Genomic DNA, 21006 nt, shown 5'->3' with positions numbered 1-21006 from the left:
AGGGGACTTTCGTCTGTGGTGGTCCGCCGCCGGTGACCGGTCGATTGTGCGCCCCCGGATGTCGGGGCTGGACGGGGTGGGCGGTAGCGGTCATAGTGCTCGGGTGCGATGGGGTGTTGTGGTGGCTCGGGCCGTGGTCGGCGTGGCGTTGATGTTCGGTGTCGCGGCGACGCCGGTGTCGGCGGATGAGCCACCGATCGAGGTCGAGTTCAGCTGGACGCAGGAGTATTTCACCGCTGCCGATGGCACTCGGTTGCACGCGGATGTGTTGCGGCCCGCCGGGTTGGCGGCTGACGCCCGCACCCCTGTTCTGCTGACGGCGAGTCCGTACCGTGCGCACCTGGCGTACCTGAGCGTGCCGCGCCCGGGTGGTGGCCCGTCGACGGAGAATCTGCCGGTCGAGTGGGCGCTGCGCGCGGGGTACACCTATGTGATCGTGGATTTGCGCGGCTTCGGCGGGTCCAACGGCTGCCCTGATTACGGCGGGCCGGGGGAGCGCTCGGATGTGGTCGCGGCGGTCGAGTGGGCGGCGAGCAGGCCGTGGTCGACCGGCCGGGTCGGCATGGTCGGCACCTCCTATGAGGGCTGGACCGGGATGATGGCGCTGGCCGAGAAGCCGAAGGGGCTCGCGGCGGTCGCGGCGTTCGCGCCGGTCGTCGACCCGTATTCGTACCTGTACATGCAGGGCACCTCGTGGAAGTTCGGTGGCAAACCGCTGACCGAAGACGGTGTGCGCCCCGCCGACATGGCAGGCGGCGAGCACCTGGCCATCGCGTCGACCCCCGGACACTGGGCCGACAGCGACGAGTACAAGGCCAACGCCGTCCAGATGACCCAGGCCTGTACTGACAGTTACCTCGGGCTCACCATGAACCACAACGGCTCCGACCCCGGCTGGCGGGAGCGCGACATGGTCGAGGACCTGCGCGGCAACACCACTCCGCTGTTCCTCGGTCAGGGCTTTCTCGACGCCAATACCCGCGCCGACCGGGTCATCGAGGCCTGGGAAGCGCGGGGCCCGGGCGAGCATCGTGCCTGGTTCGGACAGTGGGGCCACTCCGATTGCCGGGAGAAGTGCGGCACACCGCATTTCGCCGCCGAACTGTACGCATTCCTGGACCGGCACGTGGCCGGCGCCGACGTCGAGGTGCCCGGCCCGCCGGTCACCGTCGGCCAGTTCGACGGCGGGTGGCGCAGCGAAGACGTGTGGCCGCCGGTCGACACGCGGCGCACGACGGTCCAGTTGCGCACCGGAACCTACGTCGATCGCGGTCTGCTGCCCGGCGCCGACCGGGAGATCTGGTCCATCTCGGATCCGCTCACCCAGCCGGTGCACCTGGCGGGCCGCCCCACCGCATCCCTGACGCTGTCCGGCCCGCCCGAGGCGACGGTCGCGCTCGAGCTCTACGACATCGCACCCGACGGCCGCGCCACGGTGATGAGCCGGGGGATCGCCCCGGTTCGCACCGAAACGCAGGTCCGACTGCTGTGGCAGGACGCGCGGTTGGCTGTCGGGCACCGGCTGGGCGTGCGCATCACCGATGTGGTCGACGACGTGTGGTCGCATACGCCGACCAATGCGCGCGTCACCGTCGAGGCGGCGCGGGTGGAGCTGCCGTTGCTCACCGTCGCCCGCGAGCTGAACCTGTCCGGTGGTGTGCCGACCTGGCATGCGCGGTGGCGTGGTGCCGAAACCGTCGAACTCGGGCAGGCACTGCTGAACGATCCGGCCGTGCGAGTCGAACTACCTGCTTAAGGGCGCTGGGCGACAGCCATTTCCGAGCCCTTGATCACGCGGATGACCTGGTCGGGATGGGTCAGCTGCGGGTAGTGCCCGGCACCGGCGATGGTGGTGACCCGGTGGGTGGTCGGTTGGGTCAGCGGGTCGTCGGCACCGACGACGATATCGACCGGAACCCGGACCTCGGCGAGTTGCGCGGCCAGGTCGGCACGGTATCGGTCCGGGCGTACCGACCGCATGATCGCGAACGTTCGCTGGGCGACTCCGTTGCGCCGCAGGCCGGCGACCGCCGACTCGATCGCCGCACCGTTCGGAATGCCGAGGTGCGCTGCGAGTTTCGCGGCCGGAAGCCGCTTCGCGACAGCGGCAGCGACGGGCGAAGCGGTGATCCACGGCAGCTGGGACTGGAGGAACCAGGGTGCGATCAGCACCAGTCGCGAAACCCGGTCCGGGTGGCGGAGCGCGTATTCGACAGCCGCGCCGGCGCCGAGTGAATGGCCCACGAGCACGGGTGTGCTGTGTACCGGCGCGAGGAGGTCGTCGATCCACTCGGCGGTCGACATCCCCGATGGGGCTGAGCGGCCGAGGCCCGGAAGATCCGCGGCGAGGACCGAACCTTCCAGTGCGTCGGCGAGACCGGACCAGGAATCGCTGTCGAGCGGAATTCCTTGCAGCAGCACATAATCAGGCTCGGTGTGGTCACCACTGAGCCACGTTCCCGCTCGGAAACCGGAAGCCGACGTCCCCTCGACGGCTCCGTTGCGAGTGGCGACGATCCGGTCGGCGTAGGCCCGCAGTAGATCACCCACCGGTGGTTGTTCGATTCCCAGCCGTGCGGCGACTTCGTCGCCTGCGGAAGTGTCGTATCGGTCGTTGCTGACGAACGACAGCGTCTCGGGATCGGTCCCCGTGAGCGCCCGGGGCAACCGCCGCAACAGTTCGGCGGGGACGGTGAAGCGCGGTGCGCGGACACGCAAGTGGTCGGCGACGAGTCGAATCAGCTCGGGAAGATTCGGCGTCGTGGCGTCGAGGATCGGGTAGGAACGTCCGGCTGTGTCGGGCAGGGTGGGCAGGCCGACGATGAAACGGGTGAGGTAGTCCAGGTCGACGACCGGGATGAACGTGTCGGCCGACCCGGGCAGGACGGGCAGCTTGCCGCGCCACAGCAAGTCGATCATGTCGGCCGGCCCGAAGTACTGCCCCGGACCGACCACGCTGGACGGGTTGGCGAAGGTCAGCGGAATGTTCTTGTCAGCAGCCACTTTTCGCAGCACAGCATCGGCTTCGACCTTCGAGGCCTCGTAGGCGCCGGAACGGTAATCGGTGTGTCCGGCCTCGGCGCGGTATCCGGTGATGTGCACGATACGACGCAGATCCGGCTGCCGCGCTGCCCATTCCAGCACGTGCAACGCACCGTCGAGATTGACCCGACGGGCCACGTCGGCGTCGAGCCCGAACTTCATCAACGCGGCCGCGTTGTACACATCGCGTACCCCTTCGATCGAGTCGCCCAGTGCGAGATCGGGTTCGGCGATATCGGTGGTGGTGATCGTCAGGTCTGCGGTGTCCACGCCCTGTTCGGCCAGCCATGTGGACAGGCGGCGTTCACTCCCGGCGCGCACAGCGGCTGTGACGGTGTGCCCGGTGCGCAGTAGTTCCGCGACCAGTGAGCGGCCGATGAATCCGGCAGCCCCGAAAACGATCGAATCGGTATGAACCATGATGTCCTACTTTCAGTAGACCGACTGGCATATTTTGTGGTCATAAGAGAACCCCGCTGCGGGCGCCGCGGGGTCAGACGAGGAGGTCGATGGTGTCGGCCAGTTGATCGAGGGGTCGACGATCGCGGTGCGCTCTGGCCAGCACCAGTCCGCCCTCGATCAGGGCGAGCGACGCCGTGGCGAGGCGTTCGGGCTCGGGGTGGCCTAACGCGGTCAGCCGCTCCCGGATGGCGTCCTCCCACAGGCGGTAGGTGTCCGAACAGGTCTGTCGCACAGCGTCATTGGTCGACGCGGTATCCAGCGCCACGGCCGCCACCGGGCAGCCGATGGTCCAGTCGGAGGCCTCGAGCTGATCGCCGAGCAGCCGGAGCATGGTGTGGGCGAATTCTCGCGCGTCGGCCGCCTCGATCGCGCGGATCAGCTGCGCCATCTCGGTGCCGCTGTCGGTGAGTGCCGCCGAGATCAGTTCGTCCTTGCCGCCGGGGAAGTGGAAATACAGCGACCCGCGTGGCGCTCCGCTGTCCTCGACGATCTGCTTCAGACCGGTGCCGAAGTAGCCGCGTGATTCGATCAGTGACCGAGTGGTCCTGATCAGTTTGCACCGGGTTTCGGCTCCTTTTGCGCCCACGAGACAAAACTAGACCGGTCAACATATTTTCGCAAGGATCAGTCTGCCGTGAGCAGTTCCGCGGCTTCAGCGCAGAGGCGCGCGATCGTTTCGGCGACCGGTTCCACATGCGTGACCAGCCCGACGCCCTGCCCCGCGTCGACCGGCGCGATCCGTGGGTCGTCGGCGGCAATGGCGGCGCGCAGATCGTTGACATCGGGCGGGTTCTCGTCGCCCTCGGCCCTGGTCCACGGATCGGTGAATTCGTTGCGCAGCACCCGCGCCGGATAGATCGGCGGCCACGGCAGGTCGAGTGCCTCGTCGAATTCGGTGGTCACCACGGTGCTGGTGGAGTCGGCGGCAAGCATGGCCCGCCGAGCGTTCTCACCGAGCAGCGACTCCTCCGCGGGTGCGAGACAGGTCCCGAGCCACGCACCCGACGCGCCCGCGGACAGCACCGCGGCCAGCGTCCGCCCGGAACCGATGCCACCTGCTGCCAGCACCGGCACGCTCGCGATCTCGAGGACCGCGTCGAGCAGCGGCATGAGCGCCAGTCGGTCGGCGCCGTGCCCGCCGCCTTCGCTGCCGCGCGCGACGATCACGTCGATGCCTGCCTCCTGTGCTCGGTGCGCGCCGGGCACGTCGTAGACCTGCGTGATCGCGAGAATGCCCGCCGCTTGTACCTCGGGCACCCAGGAGAAGTCCGTTCCGAAACTGATCGACAGTGCACGTGGCCGGGCGGCGAGAGCGGTGTCGAGCAGGTCGGCTTCGCGTGTGCGTACCCAGTCGACCAGTCCGATCCCCACCGGGGCGCCGCCTGCCTCGCTCAGTTCGCGGCGCAGTGCCTGCGCCGATCCTGCACTGCCCATCCCGATCATGCCGAGTCCACCCGTCTCGCACACTGCGGCCGCGAGCCGTCCACCCGCCGCGCCGCCCATCGGCGCGTTCACGATCGGGACCCGCAGCCCGAGCGAGCGCGACCAGGCGGTGGACAGGACCGGATCGGGGGTCATCGGCGCGGCTCCTCTCGTCCCGGACGGGCGCCGGGCGCGGCAGTTCCCATCATGACAGCCCGAATGAACGCGACCTGTCGGCCAGCGCGCGTATGTTCGACGGCACTGCCGCATCGACACCAACGGGGGTCCGGATGACGATCAGAGATCGACTGGAACAGGCGATCACCGAACTGCCGACGGTCTTCGGCGAGCCAACCGACACGGCCGATGGTGCCACCGTCATCACCGTCGCTCGCGGCGGCGGCTTCGGCAGGCCCGCGCAGCCCGTCGGTGTCTTCGTCATCCACGAAGGCCGGGCGCACTGGTCACCCGCGGTCGACGCCAATCGCATTGCCCAACTGGGGGAGTGGATCGGTCTGCTCACCGGCGTGATCCTGGCGCTTGCCCTGTTGCGCCGTCCGCCGTGGCCGGATCTGCGCCGCCACTGATCCCGTTCACCACCAGCTGCTCGAACTGCTGCCATGCCCGCGCGGCAGGCAGCGGATCGGCCGGGTCGATGATCTCCGCGGTGAGGCCGAGCAGTCCCCAGGACACGAAGGCGACAGTGGTCGCCGGCCATTCTTCGAACAGTTCGGCGATCAGGTCCGCCAATCCGCGCCGGTAGGCATGGATCACGGTGGTCGCCGCCTTGGGCCCGACCAGCGGCCGGTACACCTCGGGATACCGGCCCGCGAGCTGGAACAGCACCCGCAGCCGGCCGAGCGGAGAGGCCCCGGCCGCGGTGTTCGCGATTTCGCGGCGCAGGAATTCGGTGCAGCTCACCAGCAGCAGGTCGTCTTTGCCCCGGTAGTGGGCGTAGAAGGTGGACCGGCCCACGTCGGCGCGTTCGATGATGTCGCTCACCGTCACCCGCTCGTAGCCACGCTCGATCATCAGCTCGATCAGCGCGCGGTGCAGGGCGTCGCGGGTGCGCCGGACGCGGCGATCGGTGTGCTCGGACATCGTGCCTCCCGGACGGATTTCCCGGATCTGTGCGGAAACGGACAGATCGCCATATCTTGCGCCTGGTCGCGGCCACGACCTCGCCCGACCATGGGTTCATGACAGGAAATCAGCTTCTCACTCCCATGTTCGTCGACGACGGCGACGGCCTGCTCATCGCGGGCCTGCGCCGCTACAACGTATTCACCAGCGTGTTCTTCCTCGGCAGGCATCGCGCGCTACTCACCGAGCTCGTCACAGCCGCAGGTGTCCGTACCGGTGACCGTGTGCTCGATATCGGCTGCGGCCCAGGGAAACTCGTCCGCACGCTCGGTATCGCCACGGGCTCGACCGGTGCCGCTGTCGGTGTCGACCCGTCGGCGGCTGCCATCGATGACAACCGGCGGCGCGATCGCACTCCTCATCACCGCTACGAGCAGGGGCCCGCGCAGCGATTGCCTTTCGGCGATGCCGAATTCGATGTGGTGACCAGCACTTTCGTCATGCATCACATCCCGGAGCAACACCGTGCGGAGGCGCTGGCGCAGATGTGGCGTGTGCTGCGTCCCGGTGGTCGGTTGCTGCTCGCCGATGCCTCACCGTCGCCACGGATGCGCCGATTGCTCGCACCGATGTTCGGCGGCTTCGACGCTGTCGATATCCGCCGCTACCGCGAGCAGCTGGCCGCCATCGGATTCACCGAGCTCGGCTACACCCAGAGCCGTTATCAGACCGGCATTCTCACCTGTGTGAAACCCGCACCCGGCACCGCTCAGCGCTGATCGGCCCGACTTGTCGGTGCCCTCGGCTAGGGTCGGGGCAACAGGATCGCAATCGAGCACGGGGGTGTCGCATGGAGTTCGATCAGCGCGAAGCGCAGGCACGGGAATTCGCCGTCGCGGCGCACGGTGACCAGCGTTATGGGGAGCGGCCGTACGTCACCCATCTCGCGGCCGTGCGCGGCGTCCTCGACGACTTCGGCTTCGGCGGCGATCTCGCGGTGGCGGCTTGGCTCCACGACGTCATCGAGGACACCCCGGTCACCGCCGAAGAGGTCGAATCCCGTTTCGGACGTGCGGTTCTCGATCTCGTCTGGGCGGTTACGGGGGTGGGTCCAGACCGCAAGGCCCGAAACCTGGACGCCTACACCAAGATCGCCGCCCACCCTCGCGCCGTGATCCTCAAACTCGCCGACCGCACGGCCAATGCCCAGGCGAGCCCACCCGCCTCCAGCTGGATGGGCATGTACCGCACCGAACACCCCACCTTCAAAGCGCATCTCGGCGGATTGCTCGCCGACGACCCGACGGTCGCCCGCATGTGGGAACGTCTCGACCGCCGATTAGACCCCGAGGTGGCCGCGCCGTCCGCGCAATGGGCCGAGATCGACCGGCTCGTCGCGGCGGGCGAACACGCACAGGCGGTGGCCGCCGTGCGCGCCGCCTTCGAGTGCGACCCGGGTGAAGCCGAACGCATCCTGGCCGAACGCGCCTGACCTCAGAACGACTGCCACACAGGCTTGTTCGCGAGGGCGTATTTGTAGTAGTCGGCCAGCTTCAGCTTGCTCGCGGCGGCTTCGTCGATCACCACGGTGACATGCGGATGCCACTGCATCACCGAGGCCGGGCAGAATGCCGACAGCGGTCCCTCGGCGGCGGCCGCGATGGCATCGGCCTTCCCCGCGCCGAGGGCGATCATCACCAAGTGCCGGGCTTCGCAGATGGTGCCGAGACCCTGGGTGAGGACATGGTGCGGGACGTCGTCGGGGCCGTCGAAGAACCGGGCATTGTCCCGGCGGGTCTGTTCGGTGAGCGTCTTCACCCTGGTCCGTGAGGTCAGCGACGAACCGGGCTCGTTGAAACCGATGTGCCCGTCGGTGCCGATGCCGAGCAGCTGCACGTCCACCCCGCCGGCGGCGGCGATCGCGGCGTCATAACGCCTGCCTTCGCCCGCGATGTCGCCCGCCTCCCCGTTCGGGCTCAACACACGCGCAGGATCGAGGTTCACATGATCGACGAATTCCGACCGGATCACCGAGAAATACGACTGCGGATGGCTTTTCGGCAGCCCGACGTACTCGTCGAGGAGAAATCCGCTGGCCGCGGTGAAATCCAGATCGCCGTCGCGGTAGCGGCGCGCCAGTTCCCGGTAACTGCCGAGCGGCGACGACCCGGTGGCCAGGCCGAGGATCGCATTGCCCTGGCGCACATAGCCGCCGACGATATCGGCGACCGTGGTGGCCACTTCGTGTTCGTCCGCGCGGATCACGATTTCCATCAGCTTCCTTCCGTTCCGGCGACGAACACCCGCCGCACCTGCCATTGCCGATCGACCACGAGCACATCGGCCCGTGCACCCGCCCGCAACGTGCCGCGCTCGGCCTCGAGTCCGAGCACCCGCGCAGGCGTGCGCGTGGCAGCCCTGACCGCATCGACGAGGGGGATACCCGCATGCTCGACCGACCACCGCACCACCTCGAGCAGTGTCGCCGTGCCGCCCGCGATAGCGCCCGGCGAACCGTCTTCGGTGGCGAGCCGGGCGATCCCGTGCCGCACCTGCACATCCAGGGCGCCGAGCCGGTAATCACCGTCGCTCATCCCGGCGGCCGCCATCGCGTCCGACACCAGGGCGATCTGGTCGGCGCCGACGGTGTCGAACACCATCGCGACGGTCTCGGGCGCCAGATGCACACCGTCGGCGATCAGCTCGACAACCATCTCGCCGCGGCCGGCGGCGGCCAGGCAGGCGGCAGCCGGTCCGGGCCTGCGATGATGCAACTCGGGCATCCCGTTGAACAGGTGGGTGGCGGTGATCGGTTCGCCACCGACCCGCACTGGCCCGCCGGTTTCGGTTCGGGTCGCTCCGGAGCTTTCGGAGGGCCGCGGAGCCGTACCGGGGCTTCGTCGTGCGGATGCCGGCTCGGTTGTTCCGCGCGGGTGGACCCACTCGGCGATCCGAGCCGACGTCGTCGCCGCGTCCGCATCGGTATGCCCCAGGCTCGGCAGCACACCGTATTCGCGCATCGCGGCGAGCAATTCGGCGAAGTGCGCGGTTTCCGGCGCCAGCGTCATCGACCGGACGGTCCCGCGCGACGCCCGGTAGATCCGCTCGAACAGCACCGGATCCCCGGCAACGATGGCCGCCGGATCCTGCGCACCACACCGCACCGCATTGATGAACGGCCCCTCGAGATGAACCCCGAGCAGTTCCCCGCCGTCCACCAGATCCGCCAGCACCGCCGCCTGCTCGACCAACACCTCCGGCGCCGCCGACACCAAGCTGCCGAGCAACCCGGTGGTGCCGTGCGCACGATGATGCGCCGCCGCAACCCGCGCGCCCGCCCCGTCAGCATTGGGAAACCCGAACCCGGCCCCACCGTGGCAATGCAGGTCGATCAACCCGGGCAGCACAAGGTCATCTGTAGCCTCTGGAAGTTCCTGCGGGCGTGGATAACTCGTTGCCTCACCAACCCACGTAATCGTCGCCCCATCGAATTCGACCACACCATCGGCAATTTCACCCGCACCCGCACCGACGACACACCCCCGCAAGGCAGTCATGCCGACCCACCTATCCCTCTCCCGATACCGCCGGATACCGGCCTGCCCACAACCGCCGCACCCCGCGGGCCGATGATCGACCAGCGCGCCGGCAGCGGCCCGACCATTGGCAGCGTCACTGCCCGGTATGCGCCGACCACCATCCCCGCCACTGGCCCGACCGCTGAAATCCTTGCTGCCGGAAGCTCGGCTGCCAGGGCCGCGGCCAACGGTTCGACTGGTTGCACCGTTACTACCGGGAACTTGCCCGCCACTACCGTGAGCGGGTGTCCCGCGACCGCTGGTTGCGCGATCGCGGACAGCCTTGCTACTGGAAGCTCGGCTGCCACGACCGCGGCCGGCGCCCCGGCCGATGGCATCGTTACTGCCGGGGACATGGTCGCCACGACCGAAGGTGGCGTCCCGGCCGGTGACGCAGTTGCCACTGGTTCGGCTGCCACAACCGCCGCTGGCCGCCTGGCCGGTGGCACCGTTGCTGCCGGGAGCGTGCCCGCCATGACCGCGGGCGGTTGTCCCGCGACCGTTGGTGGTCCGATCGGTGACAGCATTGCCACTGGTGGCATGTCCGCCACGCCTACGAACGGTTGCCCGGGCGAAGTCGTTGCTACTGATGGCCCGGCGGCTACCGCCGCTGCAGGTTCGACCGGTGGCACCGTTGCTGCCTGTGGCCCGCCCGCCCCGCCCGGAGGCGGCGGCCCTGCCGGTGACTTGGTCGCAACTGGAGGCCCGATCAGGGAAATCCCCGCTGCCAGGGGGACGGTTGCCACCACGCTGTCGGCGGCCGAACGTCGCACGCCGCGCGCAGCCGCCGCGACCACCGAGCCGCTCGACCCCGCCGTCACCACCTCATACCCGTCCAACGATCGCCGCGACCACCTCACGTGCCGTCTGTGGCCCACGCGCAGCGCACGCCGCGTCGGCTGCTTCCTGACAACGTTGAATGTCGATCCCCGCCAAGGCGGCTCGGACGGCGGGCAGGGCAGGTACCGACATCGACAGGCTCGTCACCCCGAGCCCGACCAGCACCGGGGCGAGCAGGGGATCCGACGCCGCCTCACCGCATACACCGACGGACTTGCCCGATGCCGTTCCCGCCGCGCCGACCATCGCGATCAAATCGAGCACCGCGGGCTGCCAGGGATCGAGGAGCTGCGCGAGGCTGCCCGCCATCCGGTCCGCCGCACAGGTGTACTGGCTGAGGTCGTTGGTACCGATGCTCACGAAGTCCAGGTGCGCGAGCAGATCGGCCGCCCGCAATGCCGCCGCCGGAATCTCGATCATCGCCCCGACTTTGCGCACCCCGGATTCCCTTGCCAGCGCCGCGAATCCGGCGGCCTCGTCGGCGGTGGCGACCATCGGCGCCATCACCCACAGATCGGCGCCGGTCGCCTCACCCGCACGAGCCAGCGCGGTGAGCTGGGTGGCCAGTGTCTCCGGGAACACCGACCCGATCCGCAACCCACGCACGCCGAGCGCCGGATTCTCCTCGGTCCCGAGATCGAGGAACGGCAGCGGTTTGTCCGAGCCCGCGTCGAGCGTGCGCACCACCACGCGGCGGCCCGCGAACTGTTCGAGAACCGCTGTGTAAGAGGCGGTCTGCTCGTCCAGCGTCGGCTCCGAGGCCTTGCCGAGGTACATGAATTCGGTGCGGAACAGGCCCACACCCTCGCTGTCGACCGGCGCCGCCTTCACCGCGTCGTCGACCGTGCCGATATTGACCAGCAGGTGCACCGGGGTGCCGTCGGCGGTGCGCCCCGGCCCGCTGGCCGCCGCCAACCGCGCCTTGTCTGCGGCCGCTTGCTCTGCCGCCGCCTTCTGACGTTCAGGGCTCGGGTCGATCACCACCTCACCGGTCGAGCCGTCGAGCAGCACCGGTGCACCGTCGACGAGTGCGTCGGTCTGCGAGCAGTTCACTACGGCGGGCAGGCCGAGCGATTTCGCCAGGATCGCGGTGTGACTGGTAGGCCCGCCTTCGCTGGTGAGCAGGCCGACCACATCACTGCCGCCGAGCATCGCCGTGTCGGCAGGCGCCAGATCGCGCGCGACGAGCACGAACGGAAATCCCGGCTCGGGGATACCCGGCATCGGTTCACCGAGCAGCACCGCGATGGTTCGCCCGCCGATATCGCGCAGATCGGTCGCGCGTTCGGCCATGTACCCGCCCAGCGCCTCGAGCTTGGCGCAGAACCCCTCGAACGCCAGATGCACGGCGTGCGCCGTCGGCATTCCCGCTTTCAATTCCTTCTCGGCGGCGGCGACGATGCCCGGGTCACGCGCCATCGTCGCCGACATCGAAAGGATCTCCGCCGCAACACCGTCCACGCGCGACGCCCTGGCGGCCATTTCGTCGGCCACCCTCGCGAGCGCCGCCTTCACCCGGGCCAGTTCCTCGTCGGGTGGCCCGCCGACCGGGTCCTGCGCGGAGGTCTCGAGCTGCGAACCGAATCGCAGCCACGGCGCACACACCACCCCGGGACTGACCCCGAGCCCACGGATCACCTGTTCCGGCATCGGGCGTCACTCACCTTCCGGCTTCTTGTCCAGCTTCGTCTCGGTTCCATCGTTTCGAGTATCGTCGCTGTCCGCCGCTACGGGTTCGGCTTGTGCCTCGGCCACGCCGGAGACCTCCTCATCGGTCTCCGCCTCGCGGCCGGGTGTGCGCAGGTTCCACTTCTTGATCACGAAGCTGAACAGCAGGTAGTACACCAGCGCGTACCCGAGCCCGATCGGGATCAGCAGCCACGCATCGGTCGCCTTGCCGAAGTTCAGCAGATAGTCGATGGCGCCTGCCGAGAAGGTGAACCCGTCGTGGATGCCGAGCGCGTTCACCAGCGCCATCGACGTACCGGTCAGGATCGCGTGCACCACGTACAGCGGCCACGCCACGAACATGAACGAGAACTCGAGCGGCTCGGTGATACCGGTGACGAACGCGGTGAGCCCGGTGGAGAGCATGATGCCGCCGACCAGCTTCTTCTGCGAGGGCCGCGCATGGCGCCAGATGGCGAAGGCAGCGGCGGGCAGGGCGAACATCATGATCGGGAAGAAGCCGGTCATGAAGGTGCCCGCGCTCGGGTCACCCGCGAAGAAGCGGTTCAGATCGCCGCGCACCAGCTGACCGGAAGCATCGGTGTAATCGCCGACGAGGAACCAGACCGTGGAGTTCAGAATGTGGTGCAGTCCGGTGGGAATCAGCAACCGGTTGGCCGCGCCGTAGATACCGCCACCGACTACCGAATTGTCCGCGACCGCCTCACCGACCCAGGTGAGCGCCGAGTTGAACGCCGGATACAGGAAGGCCATCGCGACACCGACCACCAGACCGGTGACGGCGGTGAGGATGGGCACCAGTCGTCTGCCGTTGAAGAACCCGAGGAAATCGGGCAGCTTCGTGCGATAGAACCGCTGCCACAGGATCGCCGAGAGCAGACCCATCACGATGCCGCCGAGCACGCCGTAGTTGATGAGAGCCTGCGCGCCCTTGGGGTCGGTCTTGCCTTCCAGCACGATCGGCGACATCGCCTCGAACACGCCGTTGATCACCATGTAACCGACCACGGCGGCCAGTGCGGTCGACCCGTCGGCCTTCTTGGCCCAGCCGATGGCGATGCCCACGGCGAAGATCAGCGGCAACCAGGTGAACACCGCCTGGCCCGCCGCCGAGATCACCGACGCCGCGCTTTCCAGCGCGGAGAAGCGGCCGAGTAGGTCGTCCTGGCCGAGACGCAACAGGATGCCCGCCGCGGGAAGCACGGCGATGGGCAGCATCAGGCTGCGGCCCAGGCGCTGCAATCCCGCGAATGTCTTGGATTCTTGCTTGGGGCTGTCGGTAACGGCAGTCATGTCGACCTTCTTCGTCCAGCGGTTGTGAACCAGTGGCTCTGACGGGTACTGTCCGGTCATAACCAGTTGTCAGTTTGACCAGGTGGCCGTCGGATGTCAACCGTGAAATATGACGTGGCGCACAACCGAGGCTCCCATACTGGAACCGGCTACCACCGCGGAAAGGGAGAACACATGTCCAAAGCGGAAGCGATCGTCCAGGGCCTGGGCGGCGCGGAGAACATTGTCGAGATCGAGGCGTGCATCACCCGTTTGCGCACCGAGGTACGCGACGGCGCCAAGGTCGACGAGGCCGCGCTCAAGGCGGCAGGCGCCCACGGTGTCCTCAAGTCGGGCACCGTCGTGCAGGTCGTCGTCGGCCCCGAAGCCGACACCCTGGCCGAGGACATCGGGGACATTCTGTGAACGTCACCGCCCCACTCGCCGGCCGCGTCATCCCGCTGTCGGAAGTTCCCGACCAGGTCTTCGCCGATCAACTGGTCGGCTCCGGCGTGGCCATCGACCCCGACCGCACCCGAGGCCCCCTCACCGTCACCGCCCCCATCACCGGCAAGCTCCTCAAACTCCACCCCCACGCCTTCGTGGTCTTCGGCGGCGGCGTCGGTGTCCTGGTCCACCTCGGCATCGACACGGTGAAACTCAAAGGCGAAGGCTTCACCCTCCACGCCACCGAAGGCGAAACCGTCGAGACCGGCACCCCCATCGTCACCTTCGACCCCACCGAGATCGCCGCCACCGGCAACCCGATCATCTGCCCGATCGTCGTAATGGATTCCCCGAAGAACTCCATCAATCCCGACACGATCGACACAGTCGTGGAACCCGGTGCACCCCTGTTCGATACGCCTTAGTTGGCTGCAGCGGGGACGACAGCAGCGCAAGCGACTGGTCCGAGAAATGAGCTCAGGCCTCCTGACGACTCCGACTCTCAGAACTCCGCTCAATCTGTCGCAAACAGGCGGCAATCGACCGCGGTGAGATCGAATCGTTGGGCGGGCGGTGAACCGCGACGTTTCCTTGTCCGTTCTTCTTTCAGCAGGCTGTTCCAGCCCGCCTCGAATCAGGAGGACCCAAGTGAGCGCAGTGGAGCAGACCAGTGAGCAGTTCGCGCAGCGATTGTTCGAAGCGGCGCTCGGCACGGTCGACATCCTGGCCATCCATCTGGGCGACCGGCTCGGCTGGTACTCGGCGCTGGCCTCGGGCCCAGCCGACGCGGCCGAGCTCACCGCCCGCGCCGGCGGCGATCGCCGATACGCGCGGGAATGGCTCGAACAGCAGGCGGCGACGGGCATCCTCACGGTGACACCAGACGGCCGCTTCGCCCTCCCGCCGAGCGTGGCCGAGGTGCTCACCGATACGAACAGCCTGGATTACCTCGCCCCGCTCGCCCGGATGCTTGCCGGCGCGGCGGTCCAGCTGCCCGCCCTGGTGCGCGCCTATCGCGACGGCGGCGGTGTCGGTTGGTCCGAATACGGCACCGACGTGCGTGAATCCCAAGCCGACATGAACCGTCCCTGGTTCGAACACCGCCTGGCCGCCGACCTCGCCACCGTCCCCGACATGCATGCCCTGCTGTCTACCCCCGGTGCGCGAGTCGCCGATATCGGCTCGGGTGGCGGTTGGTCCTCGATCGCCTTGGCCCGCGCCTACCCCGACCTGCGGGTCGACGGCTACGACATCGACCAGCCGTCGATCGCCATGGCCACCACCAATGCCGCCGCCTTAGCCGACCGCGTCCATTTCCACCATGCCGACGTCACGGCCGACCTCCCGGAAGCGACCTACGACGCCGTCTTCGCCTTCGAATGCGTGCACGACATGCCGTACCCGGTCGAGGTGCTGTCGGCCGCACGCCGTGCACTGCGTCCGAACGGGGTGATGATCGTGATGGACGAGGCCGTCGACCCGGACTTCGCTTCTCCCGCAAGCGATGTCGACCGCCTCATGTACGGCTTCAGCCTGCTCATCTGCCTACCGGACGGCATGGCACACCCAGGTTCGGCGGGCACCGGAACTGTGATGCGCGCCGAGCAGCTGGGGGAGTACGCCCACAAGGCGGGCTTCACCACCGTCGACATCCTGCCGATCGAGAATTTCGGCTTCTGGAGGTTCTACCGGTTGACGGTCTGAGCGACCAGCTGATCGGACTCGGCAGGCCAATGCCGGGCGAGCACGTCGAAATACCGCTGGCTGCTCCACAGTCGATAGTTGCCGATCACGTACACCCGCCGCCGCGCCCGCGACACCGCCGCGTTCAGCACATTCGGGTTGGCCGCGGCCCAGCGCCGCGAACCGCCCGCGGCGGGTGAGGTGCCGAGTACCAGCACAACCACCTCGGCCGAGTTTCCACGCATGCCATGGATCGTGCCCACCTGGGCGGCGGCGAACTCGTCCCCGAGCACCTCGCGGGCGACCCGCCGCGCACCGTCGGCGACATCGCGAAAGGGGCTGACCACCCGGATGTCGTCGTCCGCGACCCCGTCCTCCCGCAACTCCGTCAGCAAGGCACCGAGCGCCTCACCTTCACCGGGAATCCAGTTCCCTTCGGCGCGTGCGGATCTCACATCGATCCACCGATCGTGTCCGGGGAAGTCGGGCCGCTCGGGCGTGCCGAAGACGAGCAGGTCGTCGTCGTAGGCGATCCGGTGGGTCAGCTCGAAGATCGGCAGATCGCTGCGCCGATGCACCCGCAACGGCGTTCCCACCCACACCGGCCGGTCGTAATCAGCGGGTGTCAGCCAGGTCCCGAACCGCACGCCACGATCTGCCGCCTGCCGCGCCGAGGCCAGATCCGGCATCCACTCCGCATCGAGCCCGTACTGGCGAACCAGGGCCTCCTGCGCCGAAGTCGGCAGCGTCACAACAGGTCCCAACTGACGATGATCACCGACGATCACCGCCCGGCGCGCGCGCCACAGACCCCCCGCCACTGCCTGCGGTGCGGCCTGGCCGGCATCGTCGACGAACAACCAACCGAGCGCCTCACGCCCCAGCCCGGCGAACAACTTGGGCAGCGCGGCGAACGTCGTCGTGAGCATCGGCACCGCGAGAAACAGCGTCTGCCAGGCGGCCGCGATGGTTTCCGCCTTCGGTGTCACCGCGAGTTCGTCACGGATCAGCGCGATCGCCACGATCAGGTTGTCGCGCACCCGGGGCGCGGCGTTCAGCAGCAGCGCCCGATGCAGCCGCAACGCCGAGAGGAAGAGCTCGCGCCGAGCCGTCGAGTACTGCTCGTCGGCCCACGGATTGCACAGCTGGAACTGCTCGTCGTCGGCCGCGACATCACCGAAAGGAATCGTCTCCGACCAGTTCTCGCGCGCCGCTTCGATGATGTCGAGTGCCCGTGCCCGCCGCTCGGTCAACGCGACATGGTCACGGATGAGGGTGCGCCCGTGCTCGGCCGCCTGCGCCCACTGCTCACGCGCATGGTCGACCTCGCCTTGCCTGCGCCGCATCTCCGCCTCGGCGTCGTGGCGTTCGCGCAACAGCTCGTTGGAGCGCGCACTCCACCGCCGCCCCGCCCGGAACCCGGTCGACAACGACTCCGCGAACCCTGGCTTACGCCCGCCGTGCTCGGTGAGCAACGTGCTGACCCGATGATGCGTGGCCTGCGCCGCGCGCAGCAGTTCGGTTGCCTGCTGATGCTGCGCGCGCCAGTGCGCGTGTGCCGCATCGGCATTGGCGATCTCCGCCGACAATGACAGCAAGTCGTCGTTCATCGCAGGCAGCTCGGCGACCGCGTCGGCCACGTCCTGACGCTGCTGTGCGAGCGTTCGAACATGCTCGCGCCTGCTCTCGAAGTCGCGCACGGCGGTCTGCCAGTCGGGCACCGAATCCGGATCCGCCTCAGCCTGTTTGAGCAAATCGAGCATTCCCGCCGAACCGGCCTGCGCCTTGCGTTCGGTGGCGAACCGGTCGCCGAACCAGAACTGCTCCCCGAAGGTTCGTCTCGCGCCGCCGAGAGCCGAGGCGATCAACCCCCACGCAGGTTCGCCGCTGACGAATTCGGCCAACTCGCCGAAGTGGTTGATCCGCACATCGGAGTCGATGGCATCGCGGTGCTGGATCTCGGCCACCACATCGGCGGCGCTCCGGTCGCTGCCGGTGGCGAGCACCACCTCGAACCCGGTCATCTCGGGTGCGAGCCGGTGCGCGCCGACGGTGTAGTTCTTGGCGACCTGCACCTGCTCGGTGACACCGGTGAACACATCCATCGGGTCGTCGAAAGTGGCCAGCCGCTCGGCTCTTTCGACCACGATCGCCGCGAGCAGGTCCCGCAGCATCGTCGTCGTTCCGGTGCCCGGCGCGCCGTGCACGGCGAAAATCCCTGCCCTGTCACGGAGTTCGGTCATCGCCTGGTCTACCGCGAACTGCTGGCCCGCGACGAGCGGATCACCCGGCCACCGCCCGTCCGGAACACGCTGGGGCAGCAGCCCCTCGACCATCACGTCCTGTCGCTGACGAACGTCGATCCGCTGATCTATGGGCAAGGTTTCACTCGCCGCGAGGTAGTCCCGCAGCGCCGCCCCGACGTCCCCACGCTCCACCGCCGCAGCGAGCGCACGCAGCTCCGAGCCCAGTCCGCTGTTGAGCCGATCTTCGGCCGCCGTGCTGTCGGCATCCCTGGCCGCGACCTGCACACACGCCACCCGCACCCCACCGGCGCGTAATTCGGACCGGATCGAGAGTGCCCCACACAGATCCCCCGCGAACGTCTGCAACGCCCGCCCGGTCACCAGTGGCGTACCGGATTCCTCGTTCGCCATGACGCCACGCACGAACGCGGCGGCCGACATCCCCGCCAGCCCCGGCGAAACGACACCGTCCGCACCCGCCGCGATCAGCGAGGCGCCGACGCCACGACCGACCACATCCAAGGCGCGCCAGCGCGGGCCGGGATCGTCGGCTTCCGGATCGACGCTCGGTACCTCGGTGGTCAGCAGGTCGAACGCGGCGGTGAATGCCGAGGAATCGTGCTCGAACCCGTCGGCCCAACCCGGATCGGTGGGGCCGGGGGAGCGCAACCGGTTGATCGCCCACGCCAGCCCCGACAACGTCGCCGATCCCTCGACGACCATGCCGTCGTCGCTCAATGTCACCGCGAAAGTGGCTGTGGTTCCGGACTGTCGCGCGTCCGCCTCCAGCCCGTCCCGCCCGAAGGCGCGCACCAGCGATTCACGCGCGCGCCCCACTTCGAACAGCCCGCCGAACACCACGAACTGCCATACCCGGCCCGGTTGCAGCGCCGGGAGCGCGGTGAGATCTTCCCACGGTGCCGGTTCGTCGGCGCCGAGTTCCACCACCAGCGCACCGGTTTCGCGGCAGACGCCGACCTCCGGTACCAGTTGCGGACCGAACAGTTCAACGGTCCGCCAGAAACGCACGAGCCGCGCGGCATGCTCGGACCCGTTCACGATGCACCCCATTCCGTCGGCCAGCATGCTGACAACTCGCACCACGGTACGTGATGGCGCGTGCACGGGCACGGTAGGCCGATGGTCCCGTCGTCGTCGACGAGACCATCGGCGCTGGTCCTACAGGCGCGGCAAGCACCCGGCGGCCCGAAGCCGCGCCGCCAGCGAAGAATTCACCATCGCACTCGATCCGCCCCCACCGGTGAGCGCCACCAGCACGTCACCACCGAGCCCGGCGCCGATCGAACAGCCGAGGACGTTGACATCGATGTAGATGTTCTCCTTGGCCTCCGGTTCCGCGACAGCCGAACCGGCCCCCACCGCCGTCGCGGCCACGACGGCCAACATGATCCCAACAGCTTTGACGATGCGCACTAGCTCTCCTCGAATTGCGGTGATCGGAATCGGCCCATCCGGTCGCGGACCGACGAGAGGGTTGACCGAAGCCCCACCACAGAAACCTCGAGTCCGGTCCATATTTTGCGTTGACGGCCGAACCACCGGAACCGCACGCTGAACCCATGGACGAGTTGAACCGCGCCGCAGACCTGTTCGCCGTCGGCGCGCTGGACGAGTCGCTCCTGACGATGATCGGCGCCGAGGCTGTGGCCCGAGGGTTCGATTCCCCGGCGCTGATCGAACTCGCCTGCCTGCATCGAACCGATTGCCGCGACGCCCCGGAACTGTTCCGCACTGCGCTCGCCGAACTCGAGATCGTTCACCTCGGGGGTTGGCGCGAACGGGAGGTAGCTGTCCGGCTCAGGCGCGCGAACCGCAACGCCGCGGCCTTACTGGCCGACGAAGGAGACGCCGACGAGTGCCTTCGCCTGATCTTCACCGATCTGTTCGAGCTGACGATGCGTCCCGTGCCCGAACCACCGGAGTTGGAGGAACTCGCCTGGGACTTCTACACCATGCAAATCAGCCTGGAGGACGGCCTGGATGCCGCGATCACGTGGGACGAGATCCGCACAGGATGCCGAAACCTCCTGGCGGGCCCTCCCTATGCGCCTGTGTACCCGCGGGCCGGCCGGGTGAATGAAACCTCGCCCGAGCCGCACATCCCTGCGGAAACACCCGACCCTCCGACGCTGCTGGATCGACTTCGCGCCGGGCTCGCGGCAATCCTGCGCCGATAACCCTTCGGCAGATCAGCGCAAGATCATCTCGACGACCGCCTTGGGCGCCGCCAACCACTCCCGGATGTTGTTGCGCACCTCGGTGGCCCGCCTGCACTCGCAATAGGCGACCACCCCGTCGGCGTCGATATCCGCCGCCCGGCACAGCGCGACCGCCCGAGGCAGATGCTGGTACTGGCTGACGATGATCGCGCGCTCCACCCCGAACATCGACCGCGCCCGCTCACACGTCTTCCGCGTGGACAGGCCCTCCCCATCCGCTCGCACGATGCCCGGATCGACTCCGTGCTCGAGAAGATAACGCCGCATCGACGCGATCTCGTCGCCGGAAGTGCCGCCGGCATCCCCGGACAGCAGGATCTCGCGCGCCTTCCCCGCCGCGACCAATTCGATCGCCACATCGAGGCGCCCCCGCAGGTACGCCATCGGCGTCCCGTCCGGCGCGACCCGCGCACCGGGAACAATGACAACCGGAACAGTGGGCGCTCCGGCCACATCACTGCGATGCCCCGCCGACAACATCCACATGGCCGCATTGGCACAGACCGTCACCAACACCACGCCACTGGCCAACACCGCGCCGGCCTTCATAACGCGGCGTAACCGCCGCCGACTTCCACTACGTTCCTCGCTCAACGCGCGACCCTCCCTTTGTTGTGGTTCGAAACCCGGCCTGACTAGGGAATTTGACATCGGAATTCCAGCCACGTAACTTTATTCCAGTCAGAGCGACACGGACACCGACCCGGTGCCGAAGAGCTGGTCCGTCAGGGCCGCTACGGTACTGGGAAACGAGGTAGGACGATGAGCGCCTGACCGATCATGTGTTCAGGGTTCTTCCGGATTTGCGTCCGGTCGACGCTCTGAGCTACAGTACGAACCCTTGCCTCACTGAAACCCTTCACCGGGTGGATGTTTGTGCGTGTGTTCTTTGAGAACTCAATAGTGTGTCGATGAATGTCAGTGCCAATATTTTTATTGGTTCCAGCCTTCGCGTACCCCCCGGTCGTGGGAGGTTGGACATTTTGAACAACAGCGAATCTT

19 protein-coding genes are annotated in these 21006 nt (G+C 68.0%); 8 read left to right on the top strand and 11 right to left on the bottom strand.

Annotated elements, in window-relative coordinates:
- The first annotated feature begins 103 nt into the window (after nucleotides 1-103).
- The gene (locus HYG95_RS11355; protein ID WP_370465758.1) at nucleotides 104-1756 is read left to right on the top strand and encodes a CocE/NonD family hydrolase; all 1653 of its coding nucleotides are present in this window, start codon (nucleotides 104-106) and stop codon (nucleotides 1754-1756) included.
- On the opposite strand, the gene HYG95_RS11350 is transcribed toward HYG95_RS11355, so the two are convergent.
- The 3 genes from HYG95_RS11350 to HYG95_RS11340 all read right to left on the bottom strand — a co-directional run bounded on the left by HYG95_RS11350 (nucleotide 1753) and on the right by HYG95_RS11340 (nucleotide 5082).
- A complete protein-coding gene (locus HYG95_RS11350; RefSeq protein ID WP_181697949.1) occupies nucleotides 1753-3462 on the bottom strand; it encodes an alpha/beta fold hydrolase in 1710 nt (569 codons plus the stop codon). The two genes, HYG95_RS11355 and HYG95_RS11350, sit on opposite strands and share 4 nt — an antisense overlap.
- A 73-nt stretch (nucleotides 3463-3535) precedes the next feature.
- On the bottom strand, nucleotides 3536-4090 hold the full coding sequence (locus HYG95_RS11345; RefSeq protein ID WP_181697948.1) for a TetR/AcrR family transcriptional regulator: 555 nt from the start codon (nucleotides 4088-4090) through the stop codon (nucleotides 3536-3538).
- Between the two features lie 38 nt (nucleotides 4091-4128).
- Nucleotides 4129-5082: a nitronate monooxygenase family protein gene (locus tag HYG95_RS11340; protein ID WP_181697947.1), complete on the bottom strand. Its 954-nt coding sequence runs from the start codon at nucleotides 5080-5082 to the stop codon at nucleotides 4129-4131.
- Nucleotides 5083-5216: 134 nt separating this feature from the next.
- On the opposite strand from HYG95_RS11340, the gene HYG95_RS11335 reads away from it, so the two are divergent.
- A complete protein-coding gene (locus HYG95_RS11335; protein WP_181697946.1) occupies nucleotides 5217-5513 on the top strand; it encodes a hypothetical protein in 297 nt (98 codons plus the stop codon).
- Here the strand turns inward: HYG95_RS11335 and HYG95_RS11330 are convergent.
- Entirely contained in the window at nucleotides 5446-6027 is a 582-nt protein-coding gene (locus HYG95_RS11330) for a TetR/AcrR family transcriptional regulator (protein ID WP_181697945.1), read from the bottom strand. The genes HYG95_RS11335 and HYG95_RS11330 overlap by 68 nt on opposite strands.
- Nucleotides 6028-6125: 98 nt before the next feature.
- Between HYG95_RS11330 and HYG95_RS11325 the strand changes: the two genes are divergently transcribed.
- Nucleotides 6126-6788: a class I SAM-dependent methyltransferase gene (locus HYG95_RS11325; RefSeq protein ID WP_255495220.1), complete on the top strand. Its 663-nt coding sequence runs from the start codon at nucleotides 6126-6128 to the stop codon at nucleotides 6786-6788.
- A gap of 71 nt (nucleotides 6789-6859) precedes the next feature.
- A complete protein-coding gene (locus tag HYG95_RS11320) occupies nucleotides 6860-7501 on the top strand; it encodes an HD domain-containing protein (protein WP_181697944.1) in 642 nt (213 codons plus the stop codon).
- 2 nt (nucleotides 7502-7503) lie between these two features.
- On the opposite strand, the gene nagB is transcribed toward HYG95_RS11320, so the two are convergent.
- The 4 genes from nagB to HYG95_RS11300 all read right to left on the bottom strand — a co-directional run bounded on the left by nagB (nucleotide 7504) and on the right by HYG95_RS11300 (nucleotide 13409).
- The gene (gene nagB / locus HYG95_RS11315) at nucleotides 7504-8283 is read right to left on the bottom strand and encodes a glucosamine-6-phosphate deaminase (protein ID WP_181697943.1); all 780 of its coding nucleotides are present in this window, start codon (nucleotides 8281-8283) and stop codon (nucleotides 7504-7506) included.
- Nucleotides 8283-9566 carry an N-acetylglucosamine-6-phosphate deacetylase gene (locus HYG95_RS11310; protein WP_181697942.1) on the bottom strand — a complete coding sequence of 428 codons (1284 nt, stop codon included), beginning with the start codon at nucleotides 9564-9566 and terminating at the stop codon, nucleotides 8283-8285. Before HYG95_RS11310 ends, nagB begins: the two co-directional genes overlap by 1 nt.
- A gap of 846 nt (nucleotides 9567-10412) precedes the next feature.
- Nucleotides 10413-12077: a phosphoenolpyruvate--protein phosphotransferase gene (ptsP, locus tag HYG95_RS11305; protein WP_181697941.1), complete on the bottom strand. Its 1665-nt coding sequence runs from the start codon at nucleotides 12075-12077 to the stop codon at nucleotides 10413-10415.
- A gap of 6 nt (nucleotides 12078-12083) precedes the next feature.
- Nucleotides 12084-13409, bottom strand: coding sequence for a PTS transporter subunit EIIC (locus HYG95_RS11300; protein ID WP_181697940.1), 1326 nt, complete (start codon nucleotides 13407-13409; stop codon nucleotides 12084-12086).
- Nucleotides 13410-13583: 174 nt separating this feature from the next.
- Between HYG95_RS11300 and HYG95_RS11295 the strand changes: the two genes are divergently transcribed.
- The 3 genes from HYG95_RS11295 to HYG95_RS11285 all read left to right on the top strand — a co-directional run bounded on the left by HYG95_RS11295 (nucleotide 13584) and on the right by HYG95_RS11285 (nucleotide 15539).
- Complete coding sequence (locus tag HYG95_RS11295; protein ID WP_067487390.1) at nucleotides 13584-13814, top strand: glucose PTS transporter subunit EIIB; 231 nt, start codon at nucleotides 13584-13586, stop codon at nucleotides 13812-13814.
- On the top strand, nucleotides 13811-14260 hold the full coding sequence (locus HYG95_RS11290; protein ID WP_181697939.1) for a PTS glucose transporter subunit IIA: 450 nt from the start codon (nucleotides 13811-13813) through the stop codon (nucleotides 14258-14260). Before HYG95_RS11295 ends, HYG95_RS11290 begins: the two co-directional genes overlap by 4 nt.
- 223 nt (nucleotides 14261-14483) lie before the next feature.
- Nucleotides 14484-15539 (top strand): class I SAM-dependent methyltransferase, encoded by a 1056-nt coding sequence (locus tag HYG95_RS11285; protein WP_181697938.1) that lies wholly within the window; start codon nucleotides 14484-14486, stop codon nucleotides 15537-15539.
- Here the strand turns inward: HYG95_RS11285 and HYG95_RS11280 are convergent.
- Together HYG95_RS11280 and HYG95_RS11275 are read right to left on the bottom strand one after the other, a co-directional pair.
- Nucleotides 15521-18865: a DEAD/DEAH box helicase gene (locus HYG95_RS11280; protein ID WP_181697937.1), complete on the bottom strand. Its 3345-nt coding sequence runs from the start codon at nucleotides 18863-18865 to the stop codon at nucleotides 15521-15523. The genes HYG95_RS11285 and HYG95_RS11280 overlap by 19 nt on opposite strands.
- A 78-nt stretch (nucleotides 18866-18943) precedes the next feature.
- On the bottom strand, nucleotides 18944-19198 hold the full coding sequence (locus tag HYG95_RS11275; RefSeq protein ID WP_181697936.1) for a hypothetical protein: 255 nt from the start codon (nucleotides 19196-19198) through the stop codon (nucleotides 18944-18946).
- A gap of 146 nt (nucleotides 19199-19344) precedes the next feature.
- Between HYG95_RS11275 and HYG95_RS11270 the strand changes: the two genes are divergently transcribed.
- Nucleotides 19345-19962, top strand: coding sequence for a hypothetical protein (locus HYG95_RS11270; RefSeq protein WP_181697935.1), 618 nt, complete (start codon nucleotides 19345-19347; stop codon nucleotides 19960-19962).
- Between the two features lie 12 nt (nucleotides 19963-19974).
- Here the strand turns inward: HYG95_RS11270 and HYG95_RS11265 are convergent, their stop codons facing one another.
- Complete coding sequence (locus HYG95_RS11265) at nucleotides 19975-20553, bottom strand: vancomycin high temperature exclusion protein (RefSeq protein WP_181697934.1); 579 nt, start codon at nucleotides 20551-20553, stop codon at nucleotides 19975-19977.
- Nucleotides 20554-21006 lie beyond the last annotated feature (453 nt).

Source organism: Nocardia sp. GTS18 (genome assembly GCF_013839555.1).
Lineage (GTDB): Bacteria > Actinomycetota > Actinomycetes > Mycobacteriales > Mycobacteriaceae > Nocardia > Nocardia rosealba.
This window is presented reverse-complemented; position numbering and strand designations above follow the sequence as displayed.

Bases quoted from the DNA above. Each gene is read 5' to 3' on its own strand.
- HYG95_RS11330 (WP_181697945.1), bottom strand. From the start codon at position 6,027: ATGTCCGAGCACACCGATCGCCGCGTCCGGCGCACCCGCGACGCCCTG.
- HYG95_RS11310 (WP_181697942.1), bottom strand. From the start codon at position 9,566: ATGACTGCCTTGCGGGGGTGTGTCGTCGGTGCGGGTGCGGGTGAAATT.
- HYG95_RS11335 (WP_181697946.1), top strand. From the start codon at position 5,217: ATGACGATCAGAGATCGACTGGAACAGGCGATCACCGAACTGCCGACG.
- HYG95_RS11320 (WP_181697944.1), top strand. From the start codon at position 6,860: ATGGAGTTCGATCAGCGCGAAGCGCAGGCACGGGAATTCGCCGTCGCG.
- HYG95_RS11265 (WP_181697934.1), bottom strand. From the start codon at position 20,553: ATGAAGGCCGGCGCGGTGTTGGCCAGTGGCGTGGTGTTGGTGACGGTC.
- HYG95_RS11340 (WP_181697947.1), bottom strand. From the start codon at position 5,082: ATGACCCCCGATCCGGTCCTGTCCACCGCCTGGTCGCGCTCGCTCGGG.
- ptsP (WP_181697941.1), bottom strand. From the start codon at position 12,077: ATGCCGGAACAGGTGATCCGTGGGCTCGGGGTCAGTCCCGGGGTGGTG.
- HYG95_RS11295 (WP_067487390.1), top strand. From the start codon at position 13,584: ATGTCCAAAGCGGAAGCGATCGTCCAGGGCCTGGGCGGCGCGGAGAAC.
- HYG95_RS11300 (WP_181697940.1), bottom strand. From the start codon at position 13,409: ATGACTGCCGTTACCGACAGCCCCAAGCAAGAATCCAAGACATTCGCG.
- nagB (WP_181697943.1), bottom strand. From the start codon at position 8,283: ATGGAAATCGTGATCCGCGCGGACGAACACGAAGTGGCCACCACGGTC.
- HYG95_RS11325 (WP_255495220.1), top strand. From the start codon at position 6,126: ATGACAGGAAATCAGCTTCTCACTCCCATGTTCGTCGACGACGGCGAC.
- HYG95_RS11270 (WP_181697935.1), top strand. From the start codon at position 19,345: ATGGACGAGTTGAACCGCGCCGCAGACCTGTTCGCCGTCGGCGCGCTG.
- HYG95_RS11350 (WP_181697949.1), bottom strand. From the start codon at position 3,462: ATGGTTCATACCGATTCGATCGTTTTCGGGGCTGCCGGATTCATCGGC.